The following is a 25,443-nucleotide window of genomic DNA, read 5'->3' as shown; positions in this document are numbered from 1 at the left end:
GAAGAATTGATGACTCGATGAAAGAAACGGACGCTATTGACGAATATATCCTTCGGCACATTGATGAGGAAAGTGATTATCTGAAGGCTCTTTATCGTGATACGCACGTCAAGTTATTACGTCCCCGCATGGCTTCCGGGCACTTGCAGGGGCGTATGCTGAAAATGTTTGTGCGGATGATACGTCCCCGCCAGGTGCTGGAGATAGGGACTTACAGCGGTTACTCCGCGCTTTGCCTGGCCGAAGGCCTGGAAGAGGGAGCCATGCTGCACACATTCGAGATAAACGATGAGCAGGAGGACTTTACACGCCCCTGGCTGGAAGGCTCGCCCTACGCCGGCAAGATTCAATTTTATATAGGTGATGCGCTGAAGCTGCTGCCTGCCATGAACATTACTTTCGATTTGGCGTTTGTAGATGGTGACAAGCGGAAGTATATTGAATATTATGAGATGGTGCTGGAGAAACTGTCGCCCGGCGGATACATCATTGCCGATAACACGTTGTGGGACGGACATGTATTGGAGGAGCCGCATCATACGGATCTTCAGACGATTGGAATAAAGAAATTTAATGATTGGGTGGCTGCCGACAAACGGGTGGAAAAAGTGATTCTTCCCTTGCGCGACGGGCTGACGATCATAAGAAAATGTTGAATGAATAATGATTAATTATGGAAACGACCAGACAAAATAAGATTTCTCGTTTGATCCAAAAGGAGTTGAGTGAGATTTTCCTGCTTCAAACCAAGTCGATGAATGGTGTCTTGGTATCGGTCAGTGCGGTCCGCATCAGTCCCGATATGAGTATTGCACGCGTCTATCTCAGCGTGTTCCCTTCCGGGAGGAGTCAGGAAATAGTAAAGAATATCAATGATAACATGAAGGCCATCCGTTACGAACTGGGCACACGGGTACGCCATCAGCTGCGCATCATCCCCGAGCTGAAGTTCTTTGTGGATGATTCATTGGATTATGCCGAACGTATAGACGAACTGTTGAAAAAGTAGAACCGGACGGTGAATTTTCCCTTTTATATTGCGAAGCGCTATCTCTTTTCCAAGAAGTCGCACAATGCCATTAACGTCATTTCAGCCATTTCCGTCTGCGGAGTGGCTTTGGCTACGTTGGCACTGGTATGCACTTTGTCCGTTTTTAACGGCTTCCAGGATCTGGTGGCCACTTTCTTTACGGCTTTTGATCCGGAACTGAAAATCACGGCTGTCACCGGAAAGGTCTTTGACGGACAGGATCAACGTATAGAGGCTTTGCGCCGGATGCCGGAGGTCGCTGTCTTTTCCGAATCTCTGGAAGAGAATGCGATGGTTCAGTACAAGGACCGGCAGACCATGGCGGTGATCAAGGGAATTGAAGATAATTTCGAGGATCTGACAGCTATTGACAGTATTCTTTTCGGTCGGGGGCAATTCGTGTTGCACGATGAAGTGGTGGATTATGCCATTCCCGGCATCGAACTGGTCTCCATTCTGGGGACGGGCATCAAATTCCTCGATCCGTTGGAGATTTATGCTCCCAAACGGGGAGCCAAAGTCAATATGGCCAATCCTGCCTCCAGCTTTCATGCCGCCCATTTATATTCCAGCGGACTGGTTTTCGCGGTGAACCAGCAAAAGTATGATTCTTCTTACATCCTGACCTCCCTGCAATTTGCCCGCCGGCTGTTTCAATATGACACCGAGGTGAGTTCGGTAGAGTTGAAGTTGAAGCCCGGTGCGGATGCCGGCAGCGTAAAAGCGAAGATACAGCAGATGTTGGGAGATGATTTCCGGGTGCAGGACAGGTATGAGCAGCAAGCGGATACTTTCCGCATTATGGAGATAGAAAAACTGATCTCTTATATTTTCCTTACCTTTATTCTGATGATCGCCTGCTTTAATGTGATAGGTTCCTTGTCCATGCTCATTATAGATAAGAAAGCCGATGTGGTGACATTGCGCAATCTGGGGGCCGGTGACAAGCTCATCACGCGTATATTCCTGTTCGAGGGGCGTATGATTTCACTGATAGGCGCGGTGGTCGGAGTGGTGCTGGGGCTGATCCTTTGTTTCGTCCAGCAGGAATTCGGATTGCTTTCGCTGGGAGGCGGCAACTCCGGCGGCAATTTTGTGGTGGATGCCTATCCGGTCAGTGTCCATGTATGGGATATTGTGATCGTCTTCATTACGGTGCTGGTGGTGGGTTTCCTTTCCGTGTGGTATCCCGTGCGTTATCTCAGCCGCCGGTTGCTGGGAAAATAGCCCCCTTTTTATCCCCTTTTAGTTTTTCCTTTAGAAATCCTTCAAATGTTTCAGCCTCTCCGCAAACCCTTTGCTGGTGGGCGTTCCGGCTGAAGGATCCGATCCGGAAATGTTTCATCCGGTAAAAAATCCTTCAGCTTTGTCCGGGTCAGGTTTAGGCTGATTTTGTATGGTATGTATCAGGCTCCTTATCCCTCCGCCGGGCTGAATCATCCGGATGGAACAGGCGTTTTGATAAGGTCGGTATATGATTTTTCCCCTGTCGATCAGATCATTTCACTAAAGTGATGAAGCTTTATCACTCAAGTGAAACAATTCGATTACTCTAGTGATGAAACTTCATCACCTAAGTGAAACGATTAACTGGAAAGGCTGAGACACCAAACTCTGCCGTGCGGGAACAGATGAGTAACAGGTGAACAGCCTGATTCCATCTTGCCAATATCTGTTAAGGGGCTTATATGGATAAAAAGCGATTCAAGTTTGGGAATTGCCGGTTCTCCGTTGACAATTTTAAAGCTTATAAGCGATTTTTCTTTCGGGTGTAAAACCAAAAGACGCTAATCTGTGCTCGTCCGTACGCTGAAGGATTTGTAAGCGGTCTGAAGGATTTGCGGGGGAAATCCATCAGCCGGAACGCCCACCAGCAAAGGGTTTGCGGAGAGGCTGAAACATTTGAAGGATTTTTAAGGGGTATTTGTTAGTGAGGGGGGATTTCCGGTGATTTGTCTGTTTCCGTACGAAAAGGGAGTTACCGACAAAAGTAAATGGTTGTTCTTGAGATCTGAATCGTTTTTTTCAGGGTATGAGGATGATGCTGAAAAGAACGGAAGGCATGGAAAGAGCTAAATACACTCCGTCTTGCCTTAAATCAATTCGTAACTGCTCACCTGAATAGGCATATCCAGATTATGCAACACCTTCTCCAACAGAATCCCTTCGCGGTTATCATATTCATATCCGAATGTGGCGCGGATGCCTTGCAGGATAAACTGTGTGGCGCGGTCCAATGCGATAGGCAGACTGTCTCCCTGCATCAAGGAACCGGTTATCACACTGGTAAATGTATCGCCTGTGCCGGGGTAGTGTGCAGGCAGGTAGGGACAAGTAACCTTCCAATAACGGTCTCCCTGCCTGTCGTATGCATATACGGAAGTTTTGTGCGGGTCGTCTTGAACGGGTACGCTGGTAATAATAACAATGCCGGGGCCTTGTTCTGATATCTCGCGCAGATAGGATTTCAGTTCTGTGTCCGTATTCTCTGCCTGATAAGGTTTGTCAAGCAGATAAAAGAGCTCGGTCATATTGGGCGTGATGACATCGGCTTTCCGGATGAGATGGCGCATTTCCAGAATCATCCGCCCGTCGAAGTTGGTGTATAGCTTTCCGTTGTCTCCCAATACGGGGTCTATCATGACCAGACTGTCGGGCCGGCGGAAGTCATCAATGAATTCGGATACGATTTGTATCTGGCGGGGAGATCCCAGGTAGCCTGTATAAATAGCGTCGAATTGTACCTCTAGTTGTTTCCATTCGTTGATGATTCTGGGCATCTCGTCCGTCAAGTCCAGGAAAGAGAAGTGCGGGTATTGGGTGTGGCTGGACAATACGGCTGTGGGCAGGGGGCAGACTTGGAAGCCCATCGATGAAAGGATAGGAATAACAACGGTGAGGGAGACGCGGCCTGCACCGGACAGATCGTGTACTGCGGCTATCTTCTTTACTTTATTTGCATACATGTTTTTATGAATTAAGCGTTATAGGTGGTATATATAACAGATAAACCGGAGGAAAGTTATTCCAGAGCGATACTTTCTACCTTTATGTCCTGCCGGCCCAAGAAGATGGAGGCGGATTCCTCGAACTTGTTTCCGCTTTCGGTAGTGAGGAAGCGGCACTTCCCTCCTTTTCCGCAGCGTGCGTCCATCTCGGGATGGCGGTCCAGATAATCGCGCAGGCTCCGGGCTACATATTCTCCTTGCGCGATGATGCGGATATGTCCGGGGGTGAACTGTCTTATTTTATCCAGTAATAACGGATAATGGGTGCATCCCAGGATGATGGTGTCAATCATCGGGTCTTTATCCAGCAGCCGGTTGATGTGCTGTTTTACGAAATAGTCGGCTCCTTCCGACTGGTATTCGTTATTCTCTACCAGGGAAACCCACATGGGGCAGGCTTCTCCTGTCACCACAATGTCGGGGGACAGTTTATGTATTTCCAGAAGGTAGGACTCGGACTTGATGGTACCGGCTGTGGCCAGTATGCCTACGTGCCGGCTTCGGGTGATTTCACCTATACATTCTGCTGTGGGCCGGATGACTCCGAGTACTCTACGGGTGGCGTCCATCACCGGAAGATTGATCTGCTGGATGGTGCGTAAGGCTTTTGCCGATGCTGTGTTACATGCCAGTATCACCAAAGGACATCCCAATTCAAAGAGTTTGCCTACTGCCTGCAAGGTGAACTCGTAAACCACTTCAAAAGAACGTGGCCCGTATGGACAGCGTGCGCTGTCTCCCAGATAGATGTAATCATATTCGGGCATCAGTCCGCGTATCTTGTCCAGAATGGTCAGACCACCGTAGCCGGAGTCGAACACACCGATAGGGCCGGTTGAAAGGGGGGAAGATGGGATCATGGCGGTATAGCTATATAATAAGGGCACGGGTTACACGGATGATCACGGTGCTGAAACCTGTGAAATCTGTGTAACCCGTGCCCGTAAAGGTCTTTAATTTAATTATTTGATTCCTACTTTTGCTTTGACAGCAGCAGTTACATCTGTGGACTGCGCTTCGTTGATGTAAGGAATTTCTGTTCTGTTCAAGTCGAAGATGTAAGTATATCCACCTTCCTGGCCCACTGCTTTGATGGCGTCTTCAATTTTCTTGTAGATGGGTTCCATCATCTCAGCGTATGACTTCTGCAATTGCTGCTGGGCATCCTGCTGGAACTGCATTCCTTTTTCCTGTAATTCCTGCAATTCTTTCTGGCGTCTTTCCTGAATGTTCTTGGGAAGGTTGGCCTGTTCCTGTTGGTATTCGGTATATTTTTTGGTCAGCTCATCTGTCGCGCGTTTCATTTCATCCTCGTATTGTTTCTGCATGGCTTGGATGTCAGTTTGCGCCTTGGTGAATTCCGGCATGATGGTAAGTACATCTGTAGATTTAAGATGCCCGAATTTCTGAGCAAATACACTCATCGGAACGATAAGTAAAAGTAGTAAAGCAATTTTCTTCAACATAGTTCTATTTTTTATTAGTTATTGCAAATTTGGTTTATCGGTTGCAAATGTAGGAAATTAATTTGAATATCCTAATCTTGAGAGCACTTCATTACTGATATCAATGCTTGGAGATGCGAAAATAATACTTTGGGCGGCGCCTCTGTCCACTACTGCCGCATATCCTTTTTGCTCTGAGATTTGTTTCACCGCTTCATAGATTTTATCTTGAATCGGGGCGATTAAGGCTTCCTGCTTTTTGGCCATTTCACCTTCGGGACCGAAGTATTTCTTTCTCAGTTCGGCTGCTTCCTTTTCTTTTGCCACAATCGCTTCTTCTTTTTGCGTCTTTTGTGCGGCCGACAGGGAAGCCGAGGCTTTCTGGTATTCCTTATACAGTGTTTCCGCTTCTTTTGCTTTCGCTTCCACCTCACTTTGATATTGTTGTGAGGCTTTATTCAGTTGGTTGTTTGCTTGTTCGTATGCGGGAATATTCTTCAGGATATATTCCATATCGATCAAGGCAAACTTTTGAGCGCTGGCTGTGAATGCACAAGCCACAAACAATAGAGATAATAGAATAGCCTTTTTCATAATCGCTTTGTTTTTAGTTATTAAAACTCTTGTCCTAAGATAAAGTGGAACTGGCTTCCGCTGTAACGGCTTGAACCGTTGATCTTGTCGAAACCGTATGCCCAGTCAATACCCATCATACCAATCATCGGCAGGAAGATACGGACACCGACACCTGCCGAGCGTTTCAGCTGGAACGGGTTGAACTTGCTTACGTCTGTCCATGCGTTACCTCCTTCGATGAAGCCTAGCGCATAGATACTGGTCGAGTTTTCCAGCATCAACGGGTATCTTAACTCTGCGCCTAAACGTACGTAAGCGTAACCTTCACTACCGTAGGGGGTCAGTGAACCGTTTTCGTAACCACGCAGTGCTATGGTTTCGGAAGCATAGCTGGTGCTGTAGCCTGTCATACCGTCACCACCCATATAGAATGTTTCAAACGGTGATTTCTTGTACTTGTTATAATGACCCAGCAAACCGAATTCTGCACGTGTCATGATAACCGGGCATTTCTGGCCACCTGTGAGGGCGGTGTAGGTTTTCGATTTGAATTTCCACTTGTGGTATTCAATCCAGTTGAACATGCTGGCCGCTTCGTCATAATCATCTTTACCGTATACCGAGTAGTCCTTGTTGCTGAACAGTGAGTACGGAGGGGTCAGCTGTACGGAAGCCGAGAACTCAGAACCGCGGCGCGGGAAAATCGGGTTGTCCGTAGAGTTACGTGCCAGAGTCAGGTTCAAACTCAAATTGTTGCAGTTACCGGTTGACATATATTCTCCATTGTTCAACTTGATATACAGGTAACTCCAGTCTTTCAATATGAAACGCTGGTACGAGAGCTCGGCCGACAGCGTAAAGTAGTCATCCGGCCATCTCAGACGTTTACCCCAGCCGATGGATGCTCCATACATCTGGATGGACTTGTCGGGGTCATAGTAGGACTCATAGTTGTTGTAGCCACCACCATAATAACTACCGTAACCGCTGTAATAATTATAGTAGTTGTTCATATAAGCAGAGTTATAGTAGTTGCTGCTGATATCTGTCTGGATGGAGTAGAAAGCCGAAACTGAGAATGAGTTCGGGCGTTTCCCGCCAAACCATGGGTCAAAGAACGATACACTATATGATTGATAGTAACTACCGTTGGTCTGTCCGCTGACGGTCAATGTCTGTCCATCGCCTTGTGGCAGGAATCCGCGATAGTTGTCACTCTTATGGAACAAGTTTGACATAGAGAAGTTCGTGAACTTCAAGCTTAACTTACCGATCACACCGGTCTGTCCCCAACCTGCCGAGAACTCTACCTGGTCGTTTGCTTTAGATTCCAGGTTCCAGTTGATGTCTACAGTACCGTTGGTGGGATCCGGCTGGACATCCGGCTGGATGTTTTCAGGGTTGAAGTGTCCCATCTGGGCTATTTCACGATAAGAACGTTCCAAAGCTTCCTTGCTGAACAGGTCACCCGGTTTGGTTCTCAGCTCACGACGTACCACATTTTCATACAAACGGTCGTTACCGTTGATGCGCACTTTGCTGATAGAGGCCTGGGGACCTTCCTGAATACGCATTTCCAGGTCGATGGAGTCGCCGTCTATGTTCACTTCTACCGGGTCAAGGTTGTAGAACACGTATCCTTTGTTATAGTAGTAGTTGCCAATGGCGTCTTCATCACCGGTCAGACGCTCGGTCATCAATTTCTGGTTATAAACATCTCCTTTTTTCATGCGGAGCTGTTCGTTCAGCCAGTCCGAAGCGTAGATGGTGTTACCTACCCAGGTCACGTTACGCAGGTAGTATTTGTCACCTTCTTCTATTTTCATGTACACATCGACGGTACGGTCATCGTACGGAGAAATGCTGTCCACTACGATTTGGGCGTCGCGGTAACCCAGCTCGTTGTATTTGTCGATGATATGCTGCTTGTCTTCTTCGTATTTCTCTTCAATGAATTTCTTGGTACGGAAGAGGTTGACGAGTTTGTTTTTCTCGTTTGTCTTCTTCATGACACGTTTCAATTTCTTGTCGCTCAACACTACGTTTCCGTCAATGGTGATCTGGTGGACTTTCACCTTTTCTTTCTTGTCAATCATCACATCAACATCCACTTGGTCCTTGTTGTCGGCCAAATCACGCTCTACAATGGTTACTTCGGCATTTTTAAATCCTTTTTCATCGAAGTGCTTCTTGATCAATATTTTGGCACGGTCTATCAAGTTGGGAGTAATCTGGCTTCCTTTTACCAGACCTAGTTTGGCCTCCAGATCTTCGCGCTCGCTTTTCTTTACCCCGTGATAACGAATGTCGGCAATACGCGGGCGTTGGGCCAGGATGATTTTCAAGTAGATCTTGTCCCCGACTATTTTCTCGGCTATGATTTGTACATCCGAGAACAATCCGTGACGCCAGTAACGTTTTACGGCGGTGGTAATGTCGTCTCCCGGAACAACAATGGTCTGTCCTACTGATAGTCCTGAAAGTCCGATCAATACATAGTCTTCATAGTTTTTTACCCCTTCTACTTTGATTCCGCCGATTTCATACTTCTTGGGTGTCCCGGAATAAAGTATGACTGGATTGTCGTTTTCTTCTACGTTTGCTTCTTGGGCGTAGCTGCCTGCTGAGAAGCAAAATAGGCATGTAAGCGTTAATAGTATAAGTGAAATACGATATAGCATTTTATCTAACTTTATATTTGTTCACTGGTTTTGCCGAAACGGCGTTCTCTTTTCTGATAATCATAAATGGCTTTGCAAAACTCTTCTTCGCGGAAGTCCGGCCAGAATGTTTCACAAAAATATAGTTCGGAATAAGCACATTGCCAAAGCAGATAGTTGCTGAGGCGTATTTCTCCTCCGGTACGTATCAGTAAATCCGGATCGGGCATATAGTTCGTGCTTAAATGCGTACTGATCAAATGGTCGTCAATGCTGTCAATGGCCAGCTTGTCGTTCTGAACCTTGGCTGCTATTTGTCTTACCGCTTCTGTTATTTCCCATTTGGAAGAGTAGCTTAAAGCAAGTGTCAGACACATACCGGTATTGGTTGAGGTATGTTCAATGCACTGGTTCAACCGTTCCAGTACTTCTGCCGGTAATTTCGCCGTGTCACCGATGATGCGGAAACTGATGTTGTTTTTCATGAAAGTTTCTTCTTCAATGGAGTCCATCAAAAGGCTCATCAGAGCAGCGACTTCATCTACCGGACGATTCCAGTTTTCGGTAGAGAATGTATATAGTGTCAAGTATCTGACTCCCAGTCTGGCCGCTTCTTCTGCAATGATGTGTACAGTCTCTGCACCGGCTTGGTGTCCGAAGCTGCGTACCTGTCCACGTTGTTTGGCCCATCTTCCATTTCCATCCATTATAATGGCTACATGGGCGGGGATACGGCTTTTGTTTATTTGCTCTCTATATGGCATGTCGCAATCTGTTTTATATGACTCTCTTTGACTTTATTCTTTGGAATCGAACCCCAGCTTGTTGATTCTTCCTCTCCATACTTGTCCGCTCCGGCTCCATATTATCCATAAGAAGTTGTTCTTGTCTATGACGTAAGAATAGTTGCCGTTTGCCTGGTTATACAGATCGGTGAATTCTGTAGGGAAAAATACATATTTTGAGACCGGTTTCCATGTAACGCCTTGATCGGTTGATCCATAGAATCGGCTGAAGGCGGGAATGTCTTTGCCGAAACTTTTGCCCGGACCGCCGAAAGCGTATAGCTGGTCGTTGTAATGAATCATGGTTATATTGGCCAGCTTGGGGCAATAAAAGCTGTCGTTTGCGACTGTAGGATAATCCGCCCAACTGTTTTCTGTGGTCAGCCTGGTCCATACAGTGGAGGTTGTGTCGGTTGCAACGGGGCTTTCACCCATGAGCACTATACGGTCTATGAATTTATTGGTTACCAACGGGTAAGCTGCGTATGACGACTGATTTTCCGGGAAATTGGCCGGAACTTCTCCGCTCGTATCCCATGCCAGACCGTCTTCGCTTTCCATAAACCGGTTGTTGGTGTCTATGGCGTACAACTTGTGGTTATACTCGGAATAAACACTGGCGGTCAACTTGTTGAACCGGGCGTTAGTTCCGACTTTGCTCCAACTGTTTCCGTTGGAGGAATTGTATAAGTCATTGCCGGCAAGTATGTATAACTTGTCTCCCCATGCCATGGCGGAAGTATAGTCTGCGTTAAGCATGTCTTCAGGTAAAGTTTGTAAAGGCGTCCACGTTCCTCCATCATTGATGTGGGTGCTTGTAACAGCGACACGGTTGCCTTGCTGTGCGAAAACGTAAATATAGTCTCCTAGTGTGACGGCTTTCTGTGCCTGGATGGTGTTGTCGAAGCTGTTCCCTCTATAGCTCCATTGCAATGAGTCGGGAACTTGTTTGTGTACATTTATCTCTGCTTTGTAGATAGGTCCATAGACTCCGCTCATAGCCATCACTTTGAACTGGACCGGTTTCTCGAAGTTCAGGGAGTCGGTTTCATTCCACAGAGAATCTTTGTCTTCCGCGACAATGAAAACTCCAATCCCGTCTGACTTTATACTGACTAGGACTTTACTGATGTCTGTGCCGACGGGCAAGGAGTCTACGTTGTAGATGTGTCTTGTCTTTTGGTTGATGGCGAAAGGATACTTCGCACCGTCAACGGTGAATGTCAGCGTTGTGTCTTTCCCATTGACCTCTTTGGTGTATTGAGTCTCAATTTTATCTTTTATAGCAAAAGCGGTAATGCTTGATTCTGAACTATATTCTATTTCTACTTCGTTGTCGTCCAAGCAAGATGTAATCATAAAAGCCGCAGCTAGCAGACTTGTGATGACAGTCAAAAACTTTATTTTCATTTGCAAATGAGTCTATTGTTACAAGTCGCAAAAGTAGGAAGATTTTTTTCTATACAGAAGTTTTGGGACAAGTTTTATATTAATTTATAGATAAACTTGCCCTTTTTCTCTGTCAATCAGCCTCATTTTGTCTCCGGATTTGCGGATGGACGGCATGTGTCATTTCTCTTCCAAAGTATATTTTATTCAATTTAAAGTATTTTTTTTGAATGAAGGGTGCCTGTATCCCATTGTTCAGGCACAGTGGAGCCTTTTCTATAAAGGCTTCATCCCATAAGCCGGAGTCTATGAAAGACTGTAATAAAATACTTCCACCTTCTACTAGAAGTGATTGTATTTTGTTCTGATATAGGACTTCCATGATTTGTGGCAGGATGTCTTTGCTGAAATCCAGTGGTATGTATGTTGTTAATGCATTTGGCTGGTGGTGGGATTCCCGGGTGAATACGAATGTCCTTATCCTGCCGTTGAAAAGTTCCAGATCCCGGGGTAAGGTCAGGTCTTTGTCTATGACCAGACGAAGGGGGTGCGTGCCGTACCAGTTCCGGGTGGATAAGGAGGGGTTGTCGAGTAATGCCGTGCGGCGCCCCACCAATATGGCGTCGTGTTCGGCGCGTTTCTTGTGTGCCAGCAGGCTGGTCAGCGGACTGGATAGTATGACCGGTTTTCCTTCTGTGCGGTTCATGTCGATAAAGCCATCGGCGGATTCTGCCCATTTCAAGGTTATGTATGGGCGTTTGAACGTGTGGAATGTAATGAAACGTCTTATCAGGTGCCGGCATTCTTCCTCTAATACTCCTACGGTCACTTCGATACCGGCTTTGCGCAGCTTCTCGATTCCTCTGCCGGCTACCATGGAAAACGGGTCCATGCAGCCTATGACGACTTTTGGGATTCTCTTTTCTATAATCAGATCGGCGCAGGGAGGGGTCTTCCCATAGTGGGAGCATGGTTCCAGGCTTACGTAAATGGTGGATTCCTTCAAGAGATTTTCGTCTTTGACGGAACGTATGGCGTTTACTTCGGCATGCGCCTCTCCGCAACGGATGTGGTATCCTTCTCCGATGATGGTGTCGTGGTGCACAATGACAGCGCCTACCATCGGGTTGGGGGCTGTGTTGCAGAGCCCGTTGTATGCCAGTTGCAGGCAGCGGGAAATATATTTTTCATCTTTTGTCATAACGATCTTGTTTAAATTCTTACTTTTGCATATAAAATGACATTATGAATCCTGTTGTATCTTACATAAAACAAACCTTGCAGGGATATTATCCCGATTCTGAACTTGTGCCTATGGCTAAGTTGCTGCTTACACAAGTTTTCGGCATGTCTGTTGTTGAATTGTATGCAGGCAAAGATACTACTTTTTCAGTGAATGAGCAGAAACGGTTGGATGATATTCTGGTCCGTCTGCAAAAACTGGAACCTATTCAATATATAATAGGTAGGGAAGAGTTTTATGGTCTTACCTTTGAGGTGAATGAACACGTGTTGATTCCACGCCCGGAAACGGGGGAGTTGGTGGATTGGGTGATACGGGAACATAAGCATGGCCGGGTTAAAATATTGGATATTGGTACGGGAAGCGGCTGCATCGCTGTCTCTCTGGCAAAGAATCTGGAAGCGGCGGAGGTTGTTTCATGGGATGTCTCGGAAAAGGCGTTGCAGGTTGCGGAGCGTAATTGTAGACGGAATGGGGTTCGTGTGACGCTTGAACGAAGGAATGTGCTGCTTGCTTCTCCTGCCGGTGAGCGGTTTGATGTCATTGTCAGCAACCCACCTTATATTACAGAAAAGGAGAAGGCGGATATGAGTGCTAATGTGTTGGAATGGGAGCCGAAGTTGGCTTTGTTTGTGCCGGATGACAACCCTTTGTTGTTTTATCGGAAAATAGCGGAGCTGGGCAGAGATATGCTGGTGCCTGGCGGAAGGCTTTACTTTGAGATTAATCGGGAGTATGGCGGGCAAACGGTGGATATGCTGGCTGGTTTGGAATATAAAAATATAGAATTGAGGAAAGATATCTTTCAAAATGACAGAATGATAAAAGCGGAAAGATGAGATGAAAGGAGAATTAAGTGAGAATGAGTTGAGGTATAAGGCGGAAGCGTATTGTTCCTCGATGGAACGTTGTGTGGCGGATGTGGAGACTAAATTGTCGCAATGGGGGGCGGCTCCGGAAATGATGGAGACAATCGTCAGGCATTTGCAAGATGAGAGATACATTGACCAGAAGCGTTTTTGCTCGGCTTTTGTGCGTGATAAATACCGTTTTAATCAATGGGGCAGGGTGAAAATCAGTCAGGCTTTGCGCATGAAGAAGATCCCTGCGGATGTTATAGCCGAAGGGCTGGAGGAGATAGATGAACAGGAATATATGGAGATTCTGTCCGGCTTGATCGAGCAGAAAAGAAGAAGTGTGAAAGCATGTACGGAATACGAGCGGAATGGGAAATTGATTCGTTTTGCTGTTGGTAAAGGATTTGAAATGGAGGCTGTCTGCCGTTGTGTAAAGCAGGCCGGAGGAGATGATGTCTATCTGGACTGATCTTTGGAATTTGTTTTTTCCGCGTAGTTGCCTGCTTTGTGGACGGCAGCTGGTGACGGGAGAAAGAGTGCTTTGCCTGAAATGTTTGTCAGGACTTCCGCGCACTCGATTCCATTTATGGAAAGATAATGCTGTGGAATGTAATTTCTGGGGGAAAATACCGGTGGAACATGCCACTTCTTTTCTCTTTTATACAAAAGGAGGGAATGTCCGACAGTTGTTGTACGAACTGAAATATCATGGTAATCAGGAAGTGGGGGAGGTGATGGGACGGGTGATGGCGTCCGAACTGATGCATTCCCATTTTTTCGATGGGATAGATCTGATTGTCCCTGTCCCGTTGCATCAACGTAAAAAACGTTTGAGGGGGTATAATCAAAGTGAGTGTCTGGCACGGGGAATTTCGGTGGTGACAGGTATTCCGATGGATACTGAAATCGTGATAAGGAACAGGTGTAATGATACACAGACGCATAAAGGACAATATGCAAGATGGGAAAACGTGCGAAATTTGTTTGCCTGTATTTCTCCCGACGGACTGAGGGGAAAGCACCTCCTGCTGGTGGATGATGTGCTGACAACAGGGGCTACGGTTGTTTCCTGCGCCGATGCCTTTCGTGACATACCCGGGTTGCGTATCAGTGTGCTTACTTTGGCGTTGGCAGGGGAATCCTGATAACAACAACTATTTTTTAGAAAAATACCTTGTCCGATTTTTCATTATCTCGATGTATTTCTATATTTTTGCACAATATTTATCAGATATAGTTGAGTTATGAAGACTTTAGAAAAATTATTCGCAGAGAAATTACTGAAGATTAAGGCTATCAAGTTGCAGCCGGCTAATCCTTTTACTTGGGCGTCCGGTTGGAAGTCGCCTTTTTATTGTGATAACCGCAAAACTCTTTCGTATCCTTCTCTTCGTAATTTTGTGAAACTTGAGATTAGCCGTATTGTCCTGGAAAAGTTCGGTCAGGTAGATGCTATTGCCGGTGTGGCGACAGGTGCTATTCCTCAAGGAGCTTTGGTGGCTGAAGAATTGAACCTGCCGTTTGTGTATGTTCGTTCTACTCCGAAAGACCATGGCTTGGAAAACCTGATTGAAGGTGAACTTCGTCCTGGCATGAAAGTCGTAGTTATTGAGGACTTGATTTCAACTGGCGGCAGCAGCTTGAAAGCTGTGGAAGCTATCCGTCGTGACGGATGTGAAGTGATTGGTATGGTCGCTGCATTTACGTATGGTTTCCCGGTGGCAATTGAAGCATTCAAGGCGGCAAAAGTAAACTTGGTTACCTTGACTACTTATGAAGCTGTATTGGAATCAGCCTTGAAAACCGGATATATTAATGAAGAGGATGTTCCGGTTCTGGACAACTGGAGAAAGGATCCGGCTCATTGGGAGGCTGGCAAATAAGTTATAGTTTTAAAACAAATATAGTATGAAGAGAACCGTTCGGGAATTTTTATGGATTTCCGGATTGTTCTTTTCGTGTTTTATAGAGCAGGTATTATGGCACAATTTGAGAGTAGTGTGAAATATGTTCCTTACAGTCAGGAGCAGGTGTTTAATAAGTTGTCGGATTTGAGTAACTTGGAATCTGTACGTGATAAACTGGCTGACAAGGTGCAAGGTATGGAGTTTGACAGAGACTCTTTGAGTTTTACAGTGCAAGGCATAAGCATCACTTTGCGTATTATAGAGCGTGAGCCTTATAAATGTATTAAATTCGAGAGTGAGAAGTCTCCGGTTCCGATGAATTTGTGGATTCAGATTCTGCCGGTAGAGTCTGGACAGGCAAAACTGAAAGTGACCATTCGCGCAGAAGTGAACATGTTTATGAAGGCGATGGTGACTAAACCTTTACAGGATGGCGTGGATAAACTGGCCGAGATGTTATCAATGATTCCTTATTAAAATAAACAAATTATGGCACAGAAACTTTGGGAAAAAAATGTCCGGGTAAACGATGAGATTGATCGTTTTACTGTAGGACGTGACCGTGAAATGGACCTTTATCTGGCTAAACACGATGTATTGGGCTCAATGGCGCATATTACCATGTTGGAAAGCATTGGTCTGCTTACAGCCGGAGAATTGGAAATCTTGTTGGCAGAATTGAAGAATATCTATGCTTCTGCCGAAAAAGGGGAATTTGTAATAGAGGATGGTATAGAGGATGTGCACTCACAAGTGGAATTGATGTTGACCCGTAAGTTGGGAGATGTCGGAAAGAAAATTCATAGTGGACGTTCACGCAATGACCAGGTGCTGGTGGATTTGAAGCTGTTTACTCGTGCGGAATTAAAAGAAGTGGCCGAAGAGGTGGAACAACTTTTTCATGTACTGATTTCTCAAAGCAATAAATATAAGGATGTGTTAATGCCGGGTTATACTCATTTGCAGATAGCGATGCCTTCTTCCTTTGGCTTGTGGTTTGGCGCGTATGCTGAGAGTCTGGTGGACGATATGATGTTTCTGCAGGCCGCATTCAAAATGTGCAACCGCAATCCGTTGGGCTCTGCTGCCGGGTATGGCTCTTCTTTCCCGCTCGACCGTGAGATGACCACCCGTTTGTTGGGGTTTGACTCGATGAACTATAATGTGGTGTATGCGCAGATGGGGCGTGGCAAGATGGAGCGTAATGTGGCATTTGCTTTGGCTTCTATTGCCGGGACTGTTTCAAAAATGGCTTTTGATGCTTGTATGTTCAGCAGCCAAAACTTTGGCTTTGTGAAACTTCCGGATGAATGTACTACCGGTTCCAGTATTATGCCCCACAAAAAGAATCCTGATGTGTTTGAATTGACACGGGCAAAATGCAACAAGTTGCAGGCTCTTCCTCAGCAGATTATGATGATAATGAATAATTTGCCTTCGGGGTATTTTCGTGATTTGCAGATTATAAAAGAAGTTTTTTTGCCTGCGTTCCGGGAATTGAAGGAGTGTTTGCAGATGGCTGCCTATATTATGGACAAGATTAAAATCAACGAACATATTCTGGACGATGACCGTTACCTTTATATATTTAGTGTGGAAGAGGTCAATCGTCTGGCTTCTGAAGGCATGCCGTTCCGTGATGCTTATAAAAAGGTGGGCTTGGACATAGAGGCCGGTAAGTTCACTCATAACAAGAAGGTGCATCATACTCATGAGGGTAGTATCGGTAATTTGTGTAATGACAGGATCGAAAGTTTGATGCGGCAAGTAGTGGACGGGTTCAATTTCTCGGTTATGGAACAGGCTGAACGAAGCCTTCTGGGTAGATAAGAATAATTATAAATCGTAATGGTATGAAATATCAACCTTCGGCAGACCGTTATAGTAAAATGCAGTATAAATATTGTGGGAACAGCGGCCTGCTTTTACCTCGTATTTCTTTAGGCCTGTGGCATAATTTTGGCAGTGTGGACGATTTCGGTGTGGCGACCGATATGATTAAATACGCTTTTGATAGTGGAGTTACCCATTTTGATCTAGCTAATAATTATGGTCCTGTTCCGGGAAGTGCAGAGATTAATTTCGGTAAAATCCTGAAGGAAAATTTTCAGGGTTACCGTGATGAACTGATTATTTCCTCAAAAGCAGGACACGAAATGTGGAATGGACCTTATGGAGGAAACAGCTCGCGTAAGAATCTGATGGCCAGTATTGATCAAAGTTTGCACCGTACCGGTTTGGATTACTTTGATATATTCTATAGTCATCGTTTCGATGGTGTGACTCCTGTTGAGGAAACGATGCAGGCATTGATTGATATAGTGAAACAAGGAAAAGCATTGTATGTGGGTATTTCAAAGTATCCACCTGTGCAGGCAAAGGCGGCTTATGAAATATTGAGGAGTGCCGGTGTGCCGTGTTTGATCAGCCAATATCGTTATAGTATGTTTGAACGTGCTGTGGAGGCGGAGTCATTGCCGTTGGCAGCTGAACAAGGTTCCGGTTTTATTGCATTTTCGCCTCTGGCACAAGGATTGCTGACTAATAAATATTTGCATGGTATTCCGGAACATTCTCGTGCGGCTCGTGCTACCGGATTCTTGAAAGTAGATCAAGTGACAGAAGATAAAGTGGAGAAAGCACGTCGGTTGAATGAGGTGGCTGTACGTCGTGGACAGACTTTGGCCGAGATGGCATTGGCATGGGTCTTGAAAGACGAACGGATGACTTCTGTTATTGTGGGGGCAAGCTCTGTGAAACAGCTGGCAGATAATCTTCATGCGTTGGATAATCTGGCCTTTACTGATGAAGAATTGGCTGAAATAGAGGGAATTTTACGATTGTGAATAAAAAAACGGGTGTAAAGTTTGGTTGGTATTATAAAATGGCTTATCTTTGCACCCGTTAAAACAAAACGCGGAAATAGCTCAGTTGGTAGAGCATAACCTTGCCAAGGTTAGGGTCGCGAGTTCGAGTCTCGTTTTCCGCTCTCTCTCGTCGAGGATGCTCGAATGGTGGAATCGGTAGACACGAGGGACTTAAAATCCCTTGGCCATTGCGGCTGTGCGGGTTCAAGTCCCGCTTCGAGTACAGGATAAGATCGCAAGCTTTTAATTATAAATAGCTTGCGATTTTTATTTTTGTGGGTTGCACCACTTTTATGCCACAGATAATCAATTGGGGGGCACTTAGTAATAAACCTGTGTTTACTTGAAAGAAAGTAGTACCTTTGCAAAAAAAATAATTCAATAGAAAAGAATCGGAGTACCTGTAAAATCCTGTGTTTGTCCGAAGAACTGTCCAATTTTGTAAAGGAAGAATTTCAGCGCACTTGCATGATTTGTTTCCAGAAGAAATTTTATGCTTCTGGGTGGATATAATGTTATGGTAGAATTTCTTATAAAAACAGGTTTAATCATTATAATAACTATTCAGGTTATTGGTTTGTGACATCTTTTTCCGATATTTGTGTGGTTGAAAAAGATAAATACTATGTTGAAACAAATTCTTCTTATATGGTTGTATTTTTCTGCCTTGCCTTTGTTTGGTCAGAGTTTGATTGATATTAAATATTATTCAGTTCAGGATGGGTTATCACAGAAAAATATTCAGAATTTCATTCAGGATGATAATGGTTATATATGGATGGCTACATGGAACGGACTAGAGCGTTTTGATGGATATTCTTTTACTAATTATAAAACTTATCCTGAAAGTGATGTACGTATAACGAATCATCGTTTTACCAATATTGAAAAAAGTTCTCTGAATAATATTTGGTGTCAGACGTATGATAAACATTGTTATCTGTTTAATACCCGTACTTATCAGTATGAAGATCCCTTTCTTTTCAACAAGGGGGGGGAGAACTCAGTTGAAAAACTGTATGTATTGCGTAAAGGGATAACATGGGCTGTAGGTGTACAAAATGAGTTATTCCGTTTGGATGAAAATAGATTTCCTGCTACGGAGTCAGTGCAATTATATACTGGAAAAACAGAAAATAACATAGGAGACAGTATCTATACTGTGATGCAGGACAAGGATGGAGATGAATGGATTCTGACAAATAAAGGAACTACAATTGTAGGGAAGAAGAGTATGGCAAATCTTATGCCTTTTAAGTTTATGGTAGAGAATGCAGATGATATCTATCTTGCTACTTCAAAAGGCTTTTTTGCCCGATATGACTATCAGAGTCAAAATGTAGTTCCATGTGTCCCCGATGAACCTATGTCTGAGATTATCGGATTGACATCTTTATCTGACCATAAAATCGCTATTTTACAGAGAAAAGAGATTCGGTTTTATAATCCGGAAACAGGCAAGTTTACTCTTTATAAAATGCCTGTAGAGATTAGTCCTGATATATATCAAGATAGAAAAGGTATTCTTTGGTTGCTGGGAGTCACGGGCGGGGTCATTCGTTTGGATTGTACTACTGAGGATATTATCTTATTAAGTTATCCTAAGTTAAAGGAAGTTCCTTTTACCAAGCCTCGTACTTTTATACATGAGGACGAGTATGGTTGTATTTGGGTGAATCCTGTAGAAGGTGAGTTATATTTCTATAATCCGATGACTAGATCTTTGGAACAGGCTTATGTTTATGAGAAAGGAGTGAGAGTACCAATCTCATTTCAGGCTTTCAGCTATTTTATTGATCATCATAAAAATCTGTGGTATGCCACTCCGGGAAGTGAATTAGGATATCTTTCTTTTCATCAAAGTGGATTGGATTATATAATCAACAGACATAAAGAGTCTGCCCGTTCGTTGATGGAGGATCATCGCAAACGTGTATGGATTGGTTGGAAACGGAATCATAAAACTCAACCGGGAAACATCTGTCTTTATGATTCGTTAGGACAGTGGATAGGAAATATTTCGCAAAAAGGAAAAATAGTGGCGGATCAGTCTGTCTCATTTAATGCCGATGTGTATTGTATTTATGAAGATAAAGATCATAACATCTGGATGGGGACTAGAGAAGACGGCTTGTTTTTATTCCGTTTTCAAGGGGAGGACAACTATCAGGTAACCTGTTACCTGCCCGATAAAGATAATCCTTACAGCATTTCTTCCAAGTCTATATTCTCTATTTTGCAAGATTCGTCTGGAAGAATATGGATTGGCACTTTCGGTGGAGGTATCAATTTGGTTGAGTCTGCTTCCGCAGGAGGGGATTTGAAGTTTATTCATTACGGTAATATTCTCAATAATTATCCCATTCATGTATGTGAGAAAGTGCGTTGTTTATATGAGGCGGCTGATGGAGTGATCTTGATAGGTACTACTGGCGGACTACTGTCTTGTTCTACAGATTTTCCCCGTCCGGAAGAGATTCGTTTTTTTCATAATGTTTGTGATGAGCGTTATTCCAGTTTGAGCAATAATGATATATTGGATATAACCCAAACTAAGGGTGGCAAACTGCTGGTAACTACTTTGAGTGGTGGTATTAATATTCTGGATGATGGTAGCGGTTTATCTGAAAGATTGAACTTTAAACATGACAATGCCACTAATGACCGATTACCGGATTTGTCACTGTCCAGCATAGAGGATCAAGAAGGAAATATATGGATCGTTTCAGAAAATAAGATTTCCAAATTTGATGCTGGTCTGAATCTGCTCGAGGAGTATAAAGATCAGATACAGATGGCAGAGACCAAGCCTGTTCTGCTATCTTCTGGTAAATTGCTTTTAGGATCACTATATGGTGCGTTATGTATAACTCCCGATGAGTTGCATAAGAGTGATTTCGTTCCTCCTGTCGTTTTTTCCCATCTTGACATTTATCAGAATAATACTTCTCGCAGGCAGGACATATATAGTAACGATGAGGCTCAGTACCTGCGGCCGGATGAGCGTAATTTCACTATAACTTTTGCTGCCTTGGACTATGTTAACTCTCCGGCTATAAAATACGCATATCGAATTAAGGGACTGAATGACCAGTGGATAGAGCTTGGAACTAATCGCTCTGCTAGTTTGGTGAATGTTCCTGCCGGCGATTATCTGTTTCAGGTCAAATCGACTAATGCCGATGGGGTATGGGTTGATAATGTGGCTTCTTTGTCCATACATATTGACCCTGTGTTTGGTGAAACTGTTTGGGCGGTATTGCTCTATATCACCCTGGCTGTGGTGATTATGTTGGTAGTGATCTGCATTGTGTTACGCATTACTAACCTGCAAAGAAGGATAGATTTTGAACAACAGATTTCTAACTTGAAACTGCGTTTCTTTACTGATATATCCCATGAACTTCGTACACCGTTGACGCTTATAGCCAGTCCCATTGACGAAGTTATCAGTAATGAGAAATTATCTGATGCAGGCCTGGAGAATATGCAAGTGGCCAAAAGAAACACAGACAGAATGTTGCGGCTCATCAATCAAATATTGGATTTTCGCAAGATACAGAATGATAAGATGAAAGTATTGGTGGAGCAAGTGGATGTAGTTCCTTTGATTTTAAAAATCTACGGTAATTTTGTCCCTATGGCTCATAAGCACCGTATTGACTTCAGGTTGGTTTGTCCGCTCGATTCCTTTGTTATGTATACGGATGTGGACAAATTGGAGAAGATTCTTTTTAATTTATTGTCCAATGCCTTTAAATATACTCCCGATGAGAAGACTATCTCCTTGTCTGTTACTTGCGAGAAACAGGTTTTGTGTTTGCAAGTAAAAGATGAGGGCAGGGGAATCAATGCCCAAAAGCTCAATCGTCTGTTTACCCGTTTTGACACGTTGGATGAGGCTGATCCTAATATGTCTACCGGCATAGGACTTTCATTGGTCAAAGAATTATTGAATCTGCTTCATGGTACAGTCAGAGTAGACAGTAAATTGGGTGAGGGCAGCAGTTTCTTTGTCAGACTGCCGGGGAGTCGCGATACGTTTGATGCTGATGCCAATGCCGAATTTATTCTGGCCGATGGTAAAAATTCCGGATCGGAGACAGTGGTACCTGATAATCTTGTAGAAGAAGAGGAAGATAAGGAAACACGGATTCTTATTATTGAGGATAATGAAGAACTTCGTCATTTTATCTGTGGCGTACTCGCCAGGGAGTATGTGGTTTTTGAAGCGGGTAACGGTCGTCAAGGGCTTGAAATGACTTTGAGCGAATTGCCTGATATTGTGATCAGTGACATTATGATGCCTGAGATGGATGGAATAGAGTACCTGAAACAAGTGAAAGGAAATAGTGATATCTGTCATATTCCTATCATCCTGTTATCTGCCAAGTCTTCGTTGAATGATCAGATTCAGGGGTTGGAATATGGAGCGGATGAATACATAACGAAGCCTTTCAGCTCTGCTTATTTGAAGGCCAGGGTAGATTCCTTGCTCAAGCAAAGGCAAATATTGTATGATTATTATACTTCAAAAATGAGAGGAGAGAAGGACACTGCTCTTATGGAACAACTTGCTCCTTCTACTCCCCAAGTTACTCATTTCGATGATGATTTCATCCGGAACATTCTTCAGAGTGTGGAAGAAAACATTCAGAATTCTGAGTTTAGAATTGATGATCTGGCCGAGGCCATGAGTATGAGCCGGACTGTATTCTATCGGAAAGTGAAATCGCTGATGGGAGTTTCTCCCGTAGATTTTGTAAAAACGATGCGGATTAAACGGGCGGTCCAACTTTTGGAACAGGATGAATTAACCGTATCCGAAGTAGGGTATATGAGCGGGTTCACTACTCCGCAATATTTCAGCAGAGTGTTTAAAGAAGCAATGGGATGTACCCCAAAGGAGTATAAATTGAAGCATAAACCGATTGCTGGGCAAAATGTATAACTAATAGCCTAAATACTGCAACTTCCGCATAGGTGTCTTGCTTTATATTTGCATAGAATTATAAACATAATACAATACTATGCAGACAAGAACCGTTCAATTTTTGGCATCTTTGTTGTTTTTGACAACAGCCATATCTTCATGCGATGAAAAAGAAGTGTCTCCGTGGGATAGGATGGTCGGGGTTAGTAATCAGATTATACCTCCCGTTTTTCCCGATAGAACTTTTGTGATAACTGATTATCATGATGTGAAAGACACGCTTTATACAAATGCCATCAATCGGGCCATAGCCATTTGTTCCGAGCAGGGAGGTGGAAAAGTGCTTATTCCCGACGGAGAATTTTTCACTGCCCCCATTCGTTTGAAGTCCAATGTAAACCTTCATTTATCTGACAGTACAATTTTGAAGTTTACTGCAGATCCTTCCCTTTTTGATACTGTACAGACTCGCATAGAAGGAATAGATTGTTACAATATCTCTCCGTTGATTTATGCCTATGGAGAAACTAATATTGCCATCACCGGTAATGGGGTGATGGATGGCCAGGCTGATAGCAGTAATTGGTTCAGTGAAAGCAGAATTCGCGGTATGGTACAGGAAGATGGTAAGAAAATAAATGAGAAAACATTGCTGTATGAAATGAAAGAGGATTCTATTCCTTTTAAAGAACGTGTATTTATGCGAGAGAATGGCATGCGTCCTCAGTTTATTAATCTCTACAAATGTAAGAATATTCTATTGGAAGGATTTACTATCAACCGTTCGCCGTTTTGGCTCATTCATCCGTTGTTGTCCGAGAATATCACTGTCAGAAAAGTAAAGATGCAGAGTCATGGTTATAATAATGATGGTTGTGATCCGGAATCATGTAGGGATGTGTTGATTGAGGATTGTGATTTTGACACAGGCGATGATTGTATCGCCATCAAATCGGGACGTGATGAAGATGGCCGTTACTGGAATATTCCCAGTGAGAATATTATAGTCCGTCATTGCAGAATGAAGGATGGTCATGCCGGAGTAGCTATTGGCAGTGAGGTGACCGGAGGCTGCCGTAACGTATGGGTGGAAAATTGTACCATGGACAGTCCTGAACTCGACCGTATTATCCGTATAAAATCAAATGCCATGCGAGGAGGCGAAGTGGAAAACATATTTGTCCGGAATATTAGGGTAGGTGAATGTAAGGAGTCTATTTTAGGCTTTGAATTGAAATACTGGCATGTGGACGACGGACCGTATCTTCCTTATTTTCATAATATTCATTTGGAAAATATCACAAGTAAGAAGAGTCAGTATGTTTTGCATCTGGATGGTTTTGAAGATAAAATACGGGCGCGGGATATCTTTGTAAAAGATTGTACTTTTGATGGAGTGATGAAACCTGAGATTAATAAAGTAATTGGTGTTGAAAACATTCACTTTGAGAATGTAACGGTAAATGGACAGGATTTTAAAGGTGTATAAAGTAATGAACAGATTCGTATTTTTATTAAGTTTTCTTTTGATGGCATTGATGACGGTCACTCTTCAGGCTCAGAAAATAATTCCTTTGTGGCAGAATAATATGCCCAATAGCAAAGGTATAGTTCTTACTGATTCTGTAGCTAGGGAACGTGTGGTACAAGTCGGAATTCCCGCTGTTCATGTTTATGAACCGTCAAAGGCCGAGCGTACCGGTACGGCGGTACTGATCATTCCTGGTGGCGGATATGTGAAACTGGCACATGAAATCAGCGGTATCGCATTGGCAAAATGGTATAATACCTTGGGAGTAACGGCTTTTGTCCTGATACATCGTTTCCCGCAATCACCGGATGTAATAGAATCTTACAAAGCTCCTTTGCAGGATGGACAACGTGCCCTTCGCTATATACGTGCTCATGCGGAGGAATATGGAATAGATATTCATAAAGTGGGAGTAATGGGTTGTTCTGCCGGCGGTCATCTGGCCGCTTCATTGTGTGCTATTGATGAAGACTGGTCTAGAGTGGGCGATGCACTGGATGCATATAGTTGTAAACCTTCTTTTGCTGTATTGATATCTCCGGTTATTTCGATGGATGACGCTATTGTTCATAAAGGTAGCCGGACAAATCTGTTGGGAAAGTGGGAACAGGATATTGCTCTCAGAAACTTGTTTTCTTTGGAAAAACAAGTGGATGGCAACACGGCACCGGCTATCTTGTTTCATGCTTCTAATGATAAGGCTGTTTCTCCTTTGAACAGCATCGCTTATTATACAGCCTTGTATAAAGCGGGAATAGAGAAATCCTCACTGCATCTGTTTCCTGCCGGCGGACATGCCATCTCTTTGCGTGCACAAAGGGGAAGCACGGTTATATGGCCGGAGTTGGCTGAAGCTTGGTTGATAGAGAATGGATTTCTTTCTCCATTATAAAAGTCGATGATATTTATTCATTTAATTATAGAATGACACGTAAGTTATTAAAATAGCCCGTAATACATTGATACAGTGTGGCGTTTTCGCTACTGGATGGTCTATGGAATGGAAACTTTGGCTGCGCATCCGGAATTGCTGATTAGCGAGAGAACTCTATTGCGTGGAGTGGGACTGAAAGATTCCTATTGGTATGATGCACCTGAAACAGGGCAGACTTATGCATTTACTTATTTATAAAAACAATGTTATAATATTCACCGTAGGGACAGGTTTTATATTTGTTTCTACGGTGAGTATTTTTATTCTTTTCTTCAAAA

At 43.9% G+C, this 25,443-nt stretch carries 22 protein-coding genes and 2 tRNA genes; 16 read left to right on the top strand and 8 right to left on the bottom strand.

What is annotated here, in order from left to right; all coding sequences use genetic code 11:
* The first annotated feature begins 17 nt into the window (after positions 1-17).
* The 3 genes from ACYQ0C_RS19580 to ACYQ0C_RS19570 are packed head-to-tail and all read left to right on the top strand — an operon-like array spanning position 18 to position 2,257.
* Complete coding sequence (locus ACYQ0C_RS19580; RefSeq protein ID WP_016277330.1) at positions 18-656, top strand: O-methyltransferase; 639 nt, start codon at positions 18-20, stop codon at positions 654-656.
* 17 nt (positions 657-673) lie between these two features.
* Positions 674-1,009: a 30S ribosome-binding factor RbfA gene (gene rbfA, locus ACYQ0C_RS19575; protein ID WP_016277331.1), complete on the top strand. Its 336-nt coding sequence runs from the start codon at positions 674-676 to the stop codon at positions 1,007-1,009.
* 9 nt (positions 1,010-1,018) lie between these two features.
* Positions 1,019-2,257: an FtsX-like permease family protein gene (locus ACYQ0C_RS19570; RefSeq protein WP_016277332.1), complete on the top strand. Its 1,239-nt coding sequence runs from the start codon at positions 1,019-1,021 to the stop codon at positions 2,255-2,257.
* A gap of 866 nt (positions 2,258-3,123) precedes the next feature.
* Here the strand turns inward: ACYQ0C_RS19570 and ACYQ0C_RS19565 are convergent.
* The 8 genes from ACYQ0C_RS19565 to ribD all read right to left on the bottom strand — a co-directional run bounded on the left by ACYQ0C_RS19565 (position 3,124) and on the right by ribD (position 12,094).
* Positions 3,124-3,996 (bottom strand): pyridoxamine kinase, encoded by an 873-nt coding sequence (locus tag ACYQ0C_RS19565; RefSeq protein ID WP_016277333.1) that lies wholly within the window; start codon positions 3,994-3,996, stop codon positions 3,124-3,126.
* A gap of 56 nt (positions 3,997-4,052) precedes the next feature.
* A complete protein-coding gene (gene murI, locus ACYQ0C_RS19560; RefSeq protein ID WP_016277334.1) occupies positions 4,053-4,898 on the bottom strand; it encodes a glutamate racemase in 846 nt (281 codons plus the stop codon).
* A 102-nt stretch (positions 4,899-5,000) separates the two neighbouring features.
* Positions 5,001-5,504 carry an OmpH/Skp family outer membrane protein gene (locus ACYQ0C_RS19555; RefSeq protein ID WP_016277335.1) on the bottom strand — a complete coding sequence of 168 codons (504 nt, stop codon included), beginning with the start codon at positions 5,502-5,504 and terminating at the stop codon, positions 5,001-5,003.
* Positions 5,505-5,561: 57 nt separating this feature from the next.
* The gene (locus tag ACYQ0C_RS19550) at positions 5,562-6,077 is read right to left on the bottom strand and encodes an OmpH/Skp family outer membrane protein (protein ID WP_016277336.1); all 516 of its coding nucleotides are present in this window, start codon (positions 6,075-6,077) and stop codon (positions 5,562-5,564) included.
* Positions 6,078-6,097: 20 nt separating this feature from the next.
* Positions 6,098-8,740: an outer membrane protein assembly factor BamA gene (gene bamA, locus ACYQ0C_RS19545; protein WP_016277337.1), complete on the bottom strand. Its 2,643-nt coding sequence runs from the start codon at positions 8,738-8,740 to the stop codon at positions 6,098-6,100.
* Between the two features lie 11 nt (positions 8,741-8,751).
* Positions 8,752-9,483 (bottom strand): isoprenyl transferase, encoded by a 732-nt coding sequence (locus ACYQ0C_RS19540; protein ID WP_016277338.1) that lies wholly within the window; start codon positions 9,481-9,483, stop codon positions 8,752-8,754.
* Positions 9,484-9,516: 33 nt separating this feature from the next.
* Positions 9,517-10,914: a BamI family beta-barrel-assembly machinery protein gene (gene bamI, locus ACYQ0C_RS19535; protein WP_016277339.1), complete on the bottom strand. Its 1,398-nt coding sequence runs from the start codon at positions 10,912-10,914 to the stop codon at positions 9,517-9,519.
* 112 nt (positions 10,915-11,026) lie between these two features.
* Positions 11,027-12,094: a bifunctional diaminohydroxyphosphoribosylaminopyrimidine deaminase/5-amino-6-(5-phosphoribosylamino)uracil reductase RibD gene (gene ribD, locus ACYQ0C_RS19530; RefSeq protein ID WP_016277340.1), complete on the bottom strand. Its 1,068-nt coding sequence runs from the start codon at positions 12,092-12,094 to the stop codon at positions 11,027-11,029.
* 44 nt (positions 12,095-12,138) lie between these two features.
* Between ribD and prmC the strand changes: the two genes are divergently transcribed.
* The 13 genes from prmC (at position 12,139) to ACYQ0C_RS19465 (ending at position 25,363) form a co-directional block, all read left to right on the top strand.
* Positions 12,139-12,975 carry a peptide chain release factor N(5)-glutamine methyltransferase gene (prmC, locus tag ACYQ0C_RS19525; protein ID WP_016277341.1) on the top strand — a complete coding sequence of 279 codons (837 nt, stop codon included), beginning with the start codon at positions 12,139-12,141 and terminating at the stop codon, positions 12,973-12,975.
* A 1-nt stretch (position 12,976) separates the two neighbouring features.
* The gene (locus ACYQ0C_RS19520; protein ID WP_016277342.1) at positions 12,977-13,462 is read left to right on the top strand and encodes a regulatory protein RecX; all 486 of its coding nucleotides are present in this window, start codon (positions 12,977-12,979) and stop codon (positions 13,460-13,462) included.
* Complete coding sequence (locus ACYQ0C_RS19515; protein ID WP_016277343.1) at positions 13,443-14,138, top strand: ComF family protein; 696 nt, start codon at positions 13,443-13,445, stop codon at positions 14,136-14,138. The genes ACYQ0C_RS19520 and ACYQ0C_RS19515 overlap by 20 nt, the downstream gene beginning before the upstream one ends.
* Positions 14,139-14,237: 99 nt before the next feature.
* The gene (pyrE, locus tag ACYQ0C_RS19510; protein ID WP_016277344.1) at positions 14,238-14,876 is read left to right on the top strand and encodes an orotate phosphoribosyltransferase; all 639 of its coding nucleotides are present in this window, start codon (positions 14,238-14,240) and stop codon (positions 14,874-14,876) included.
* Between the two features lie 96 nt (positions 14,877-14,972).
* Complete coding sequence (locus tag ACYQ0C_RS19505; RefSeq protein ID WP_025018714.1) at positions 14,973-15,377, top strand: SRPBCC family protein; 405 nt, start codon at positions 14,973-14,975, stop codon at positions 15,375-15,377.
* A 12-nt stretch (positions 15,378-15,389) separates the two neighbouring features.
* Positions 15,390-16,730: an argininosuccinate lyase gene (gene argH / locus ACYQ0C_RS19500; protein ID WP_016277346.1), complete on the top strand. Its 1,341-nt coding sequence runs from the start codon at positions 15,390-15,392 to the stop codon at positions 16,728-16,730.
* Positions 16,731-16,753: 23 nt separating this feature from the next.
* Positions 16,754-17,746, top strand: a complete 993-nt coding sequence (locus tag ACYQ0C_RS19495; protein WP_016277347.1) for an aldo/keto reductase — start codon at positions 16,754-16,756, stop codon at positions 17,744-17,746.
* 70 nt (positions 17,747-17,816) lie between these two features.
* Positions 17,817-17,889, top strand: a tRNA-Gly gene (locus tag ACYQ0C_RS19490).
* Between the two features lie 16 nt (positions 17,890-17,905).
* Positions 17,906-17,990 (top strand) — tRNA-Leu (locus ACYQ0C_RS19485).
* Positions 17,991-18,392: 402 nt separating this feature from the next.
* The gene (locus ACYQ0C_RS19480; RefSeq protein ID WP_016277348.1) at positions 18,393-22,718 is read left to right on the top strand and encodes a hybrid sensor histidine kinase/response regulator transcription factor; all 4,326 of its coding nucleotides are present in this window, start codon (positions 18,393-18,395) and stop codon (positions 22,716-22,718) included.
* A 79-nt stretch (positions 22,719-22,797) separates the two neighbouring features.
* The gene (locus ACYQ0C_RS19475; protein WP_016277349.1) at positions 22,798-24,189 is read left to right on the top strand and encodes a glycoside hydrolase family 28 protein; all 1,392 of its coding nucleotides are present in this window, start codon (positions 22,798-22,800) and stop codon (positions 24,187-24,189) included.
* A 4-nt stretch (positions 24,190-24,193) separates the two neighbouring features.
* Positions 24,194-25,123, top strand: a complete 930-nt coding sequence (locus ACYQ0C_RS19470) for an alpha/beta hydrolase (protein ID WP_025077020.1) — start codon at positions 24,194-24,196, stop codon at positions 25,121-25,123.
* A gap of 75 nt (positions 25,124-25,198) precedes the next feature.
* A complete protein-coding gene (locus ACYQ0C_RS19465; protein ID WP_159106263.1) occupies positions 25,199-25,363 on the top strand; it encodes a hypothetical protein in 165 nt (54 codons plus the stop codon).
* Positions 25,364-25,443 lie beyond the last annotated feature (80 nt).

The sequence above is a fragment of the Phocaeicola sartorii JCM 17136 = DSM 21941 genome (assembly GCF_054653615.1).
Note: the sequence above shows the minus strand (reverse complement) of the source record. Positions and strands in the feature narration are given on the sequence as shown.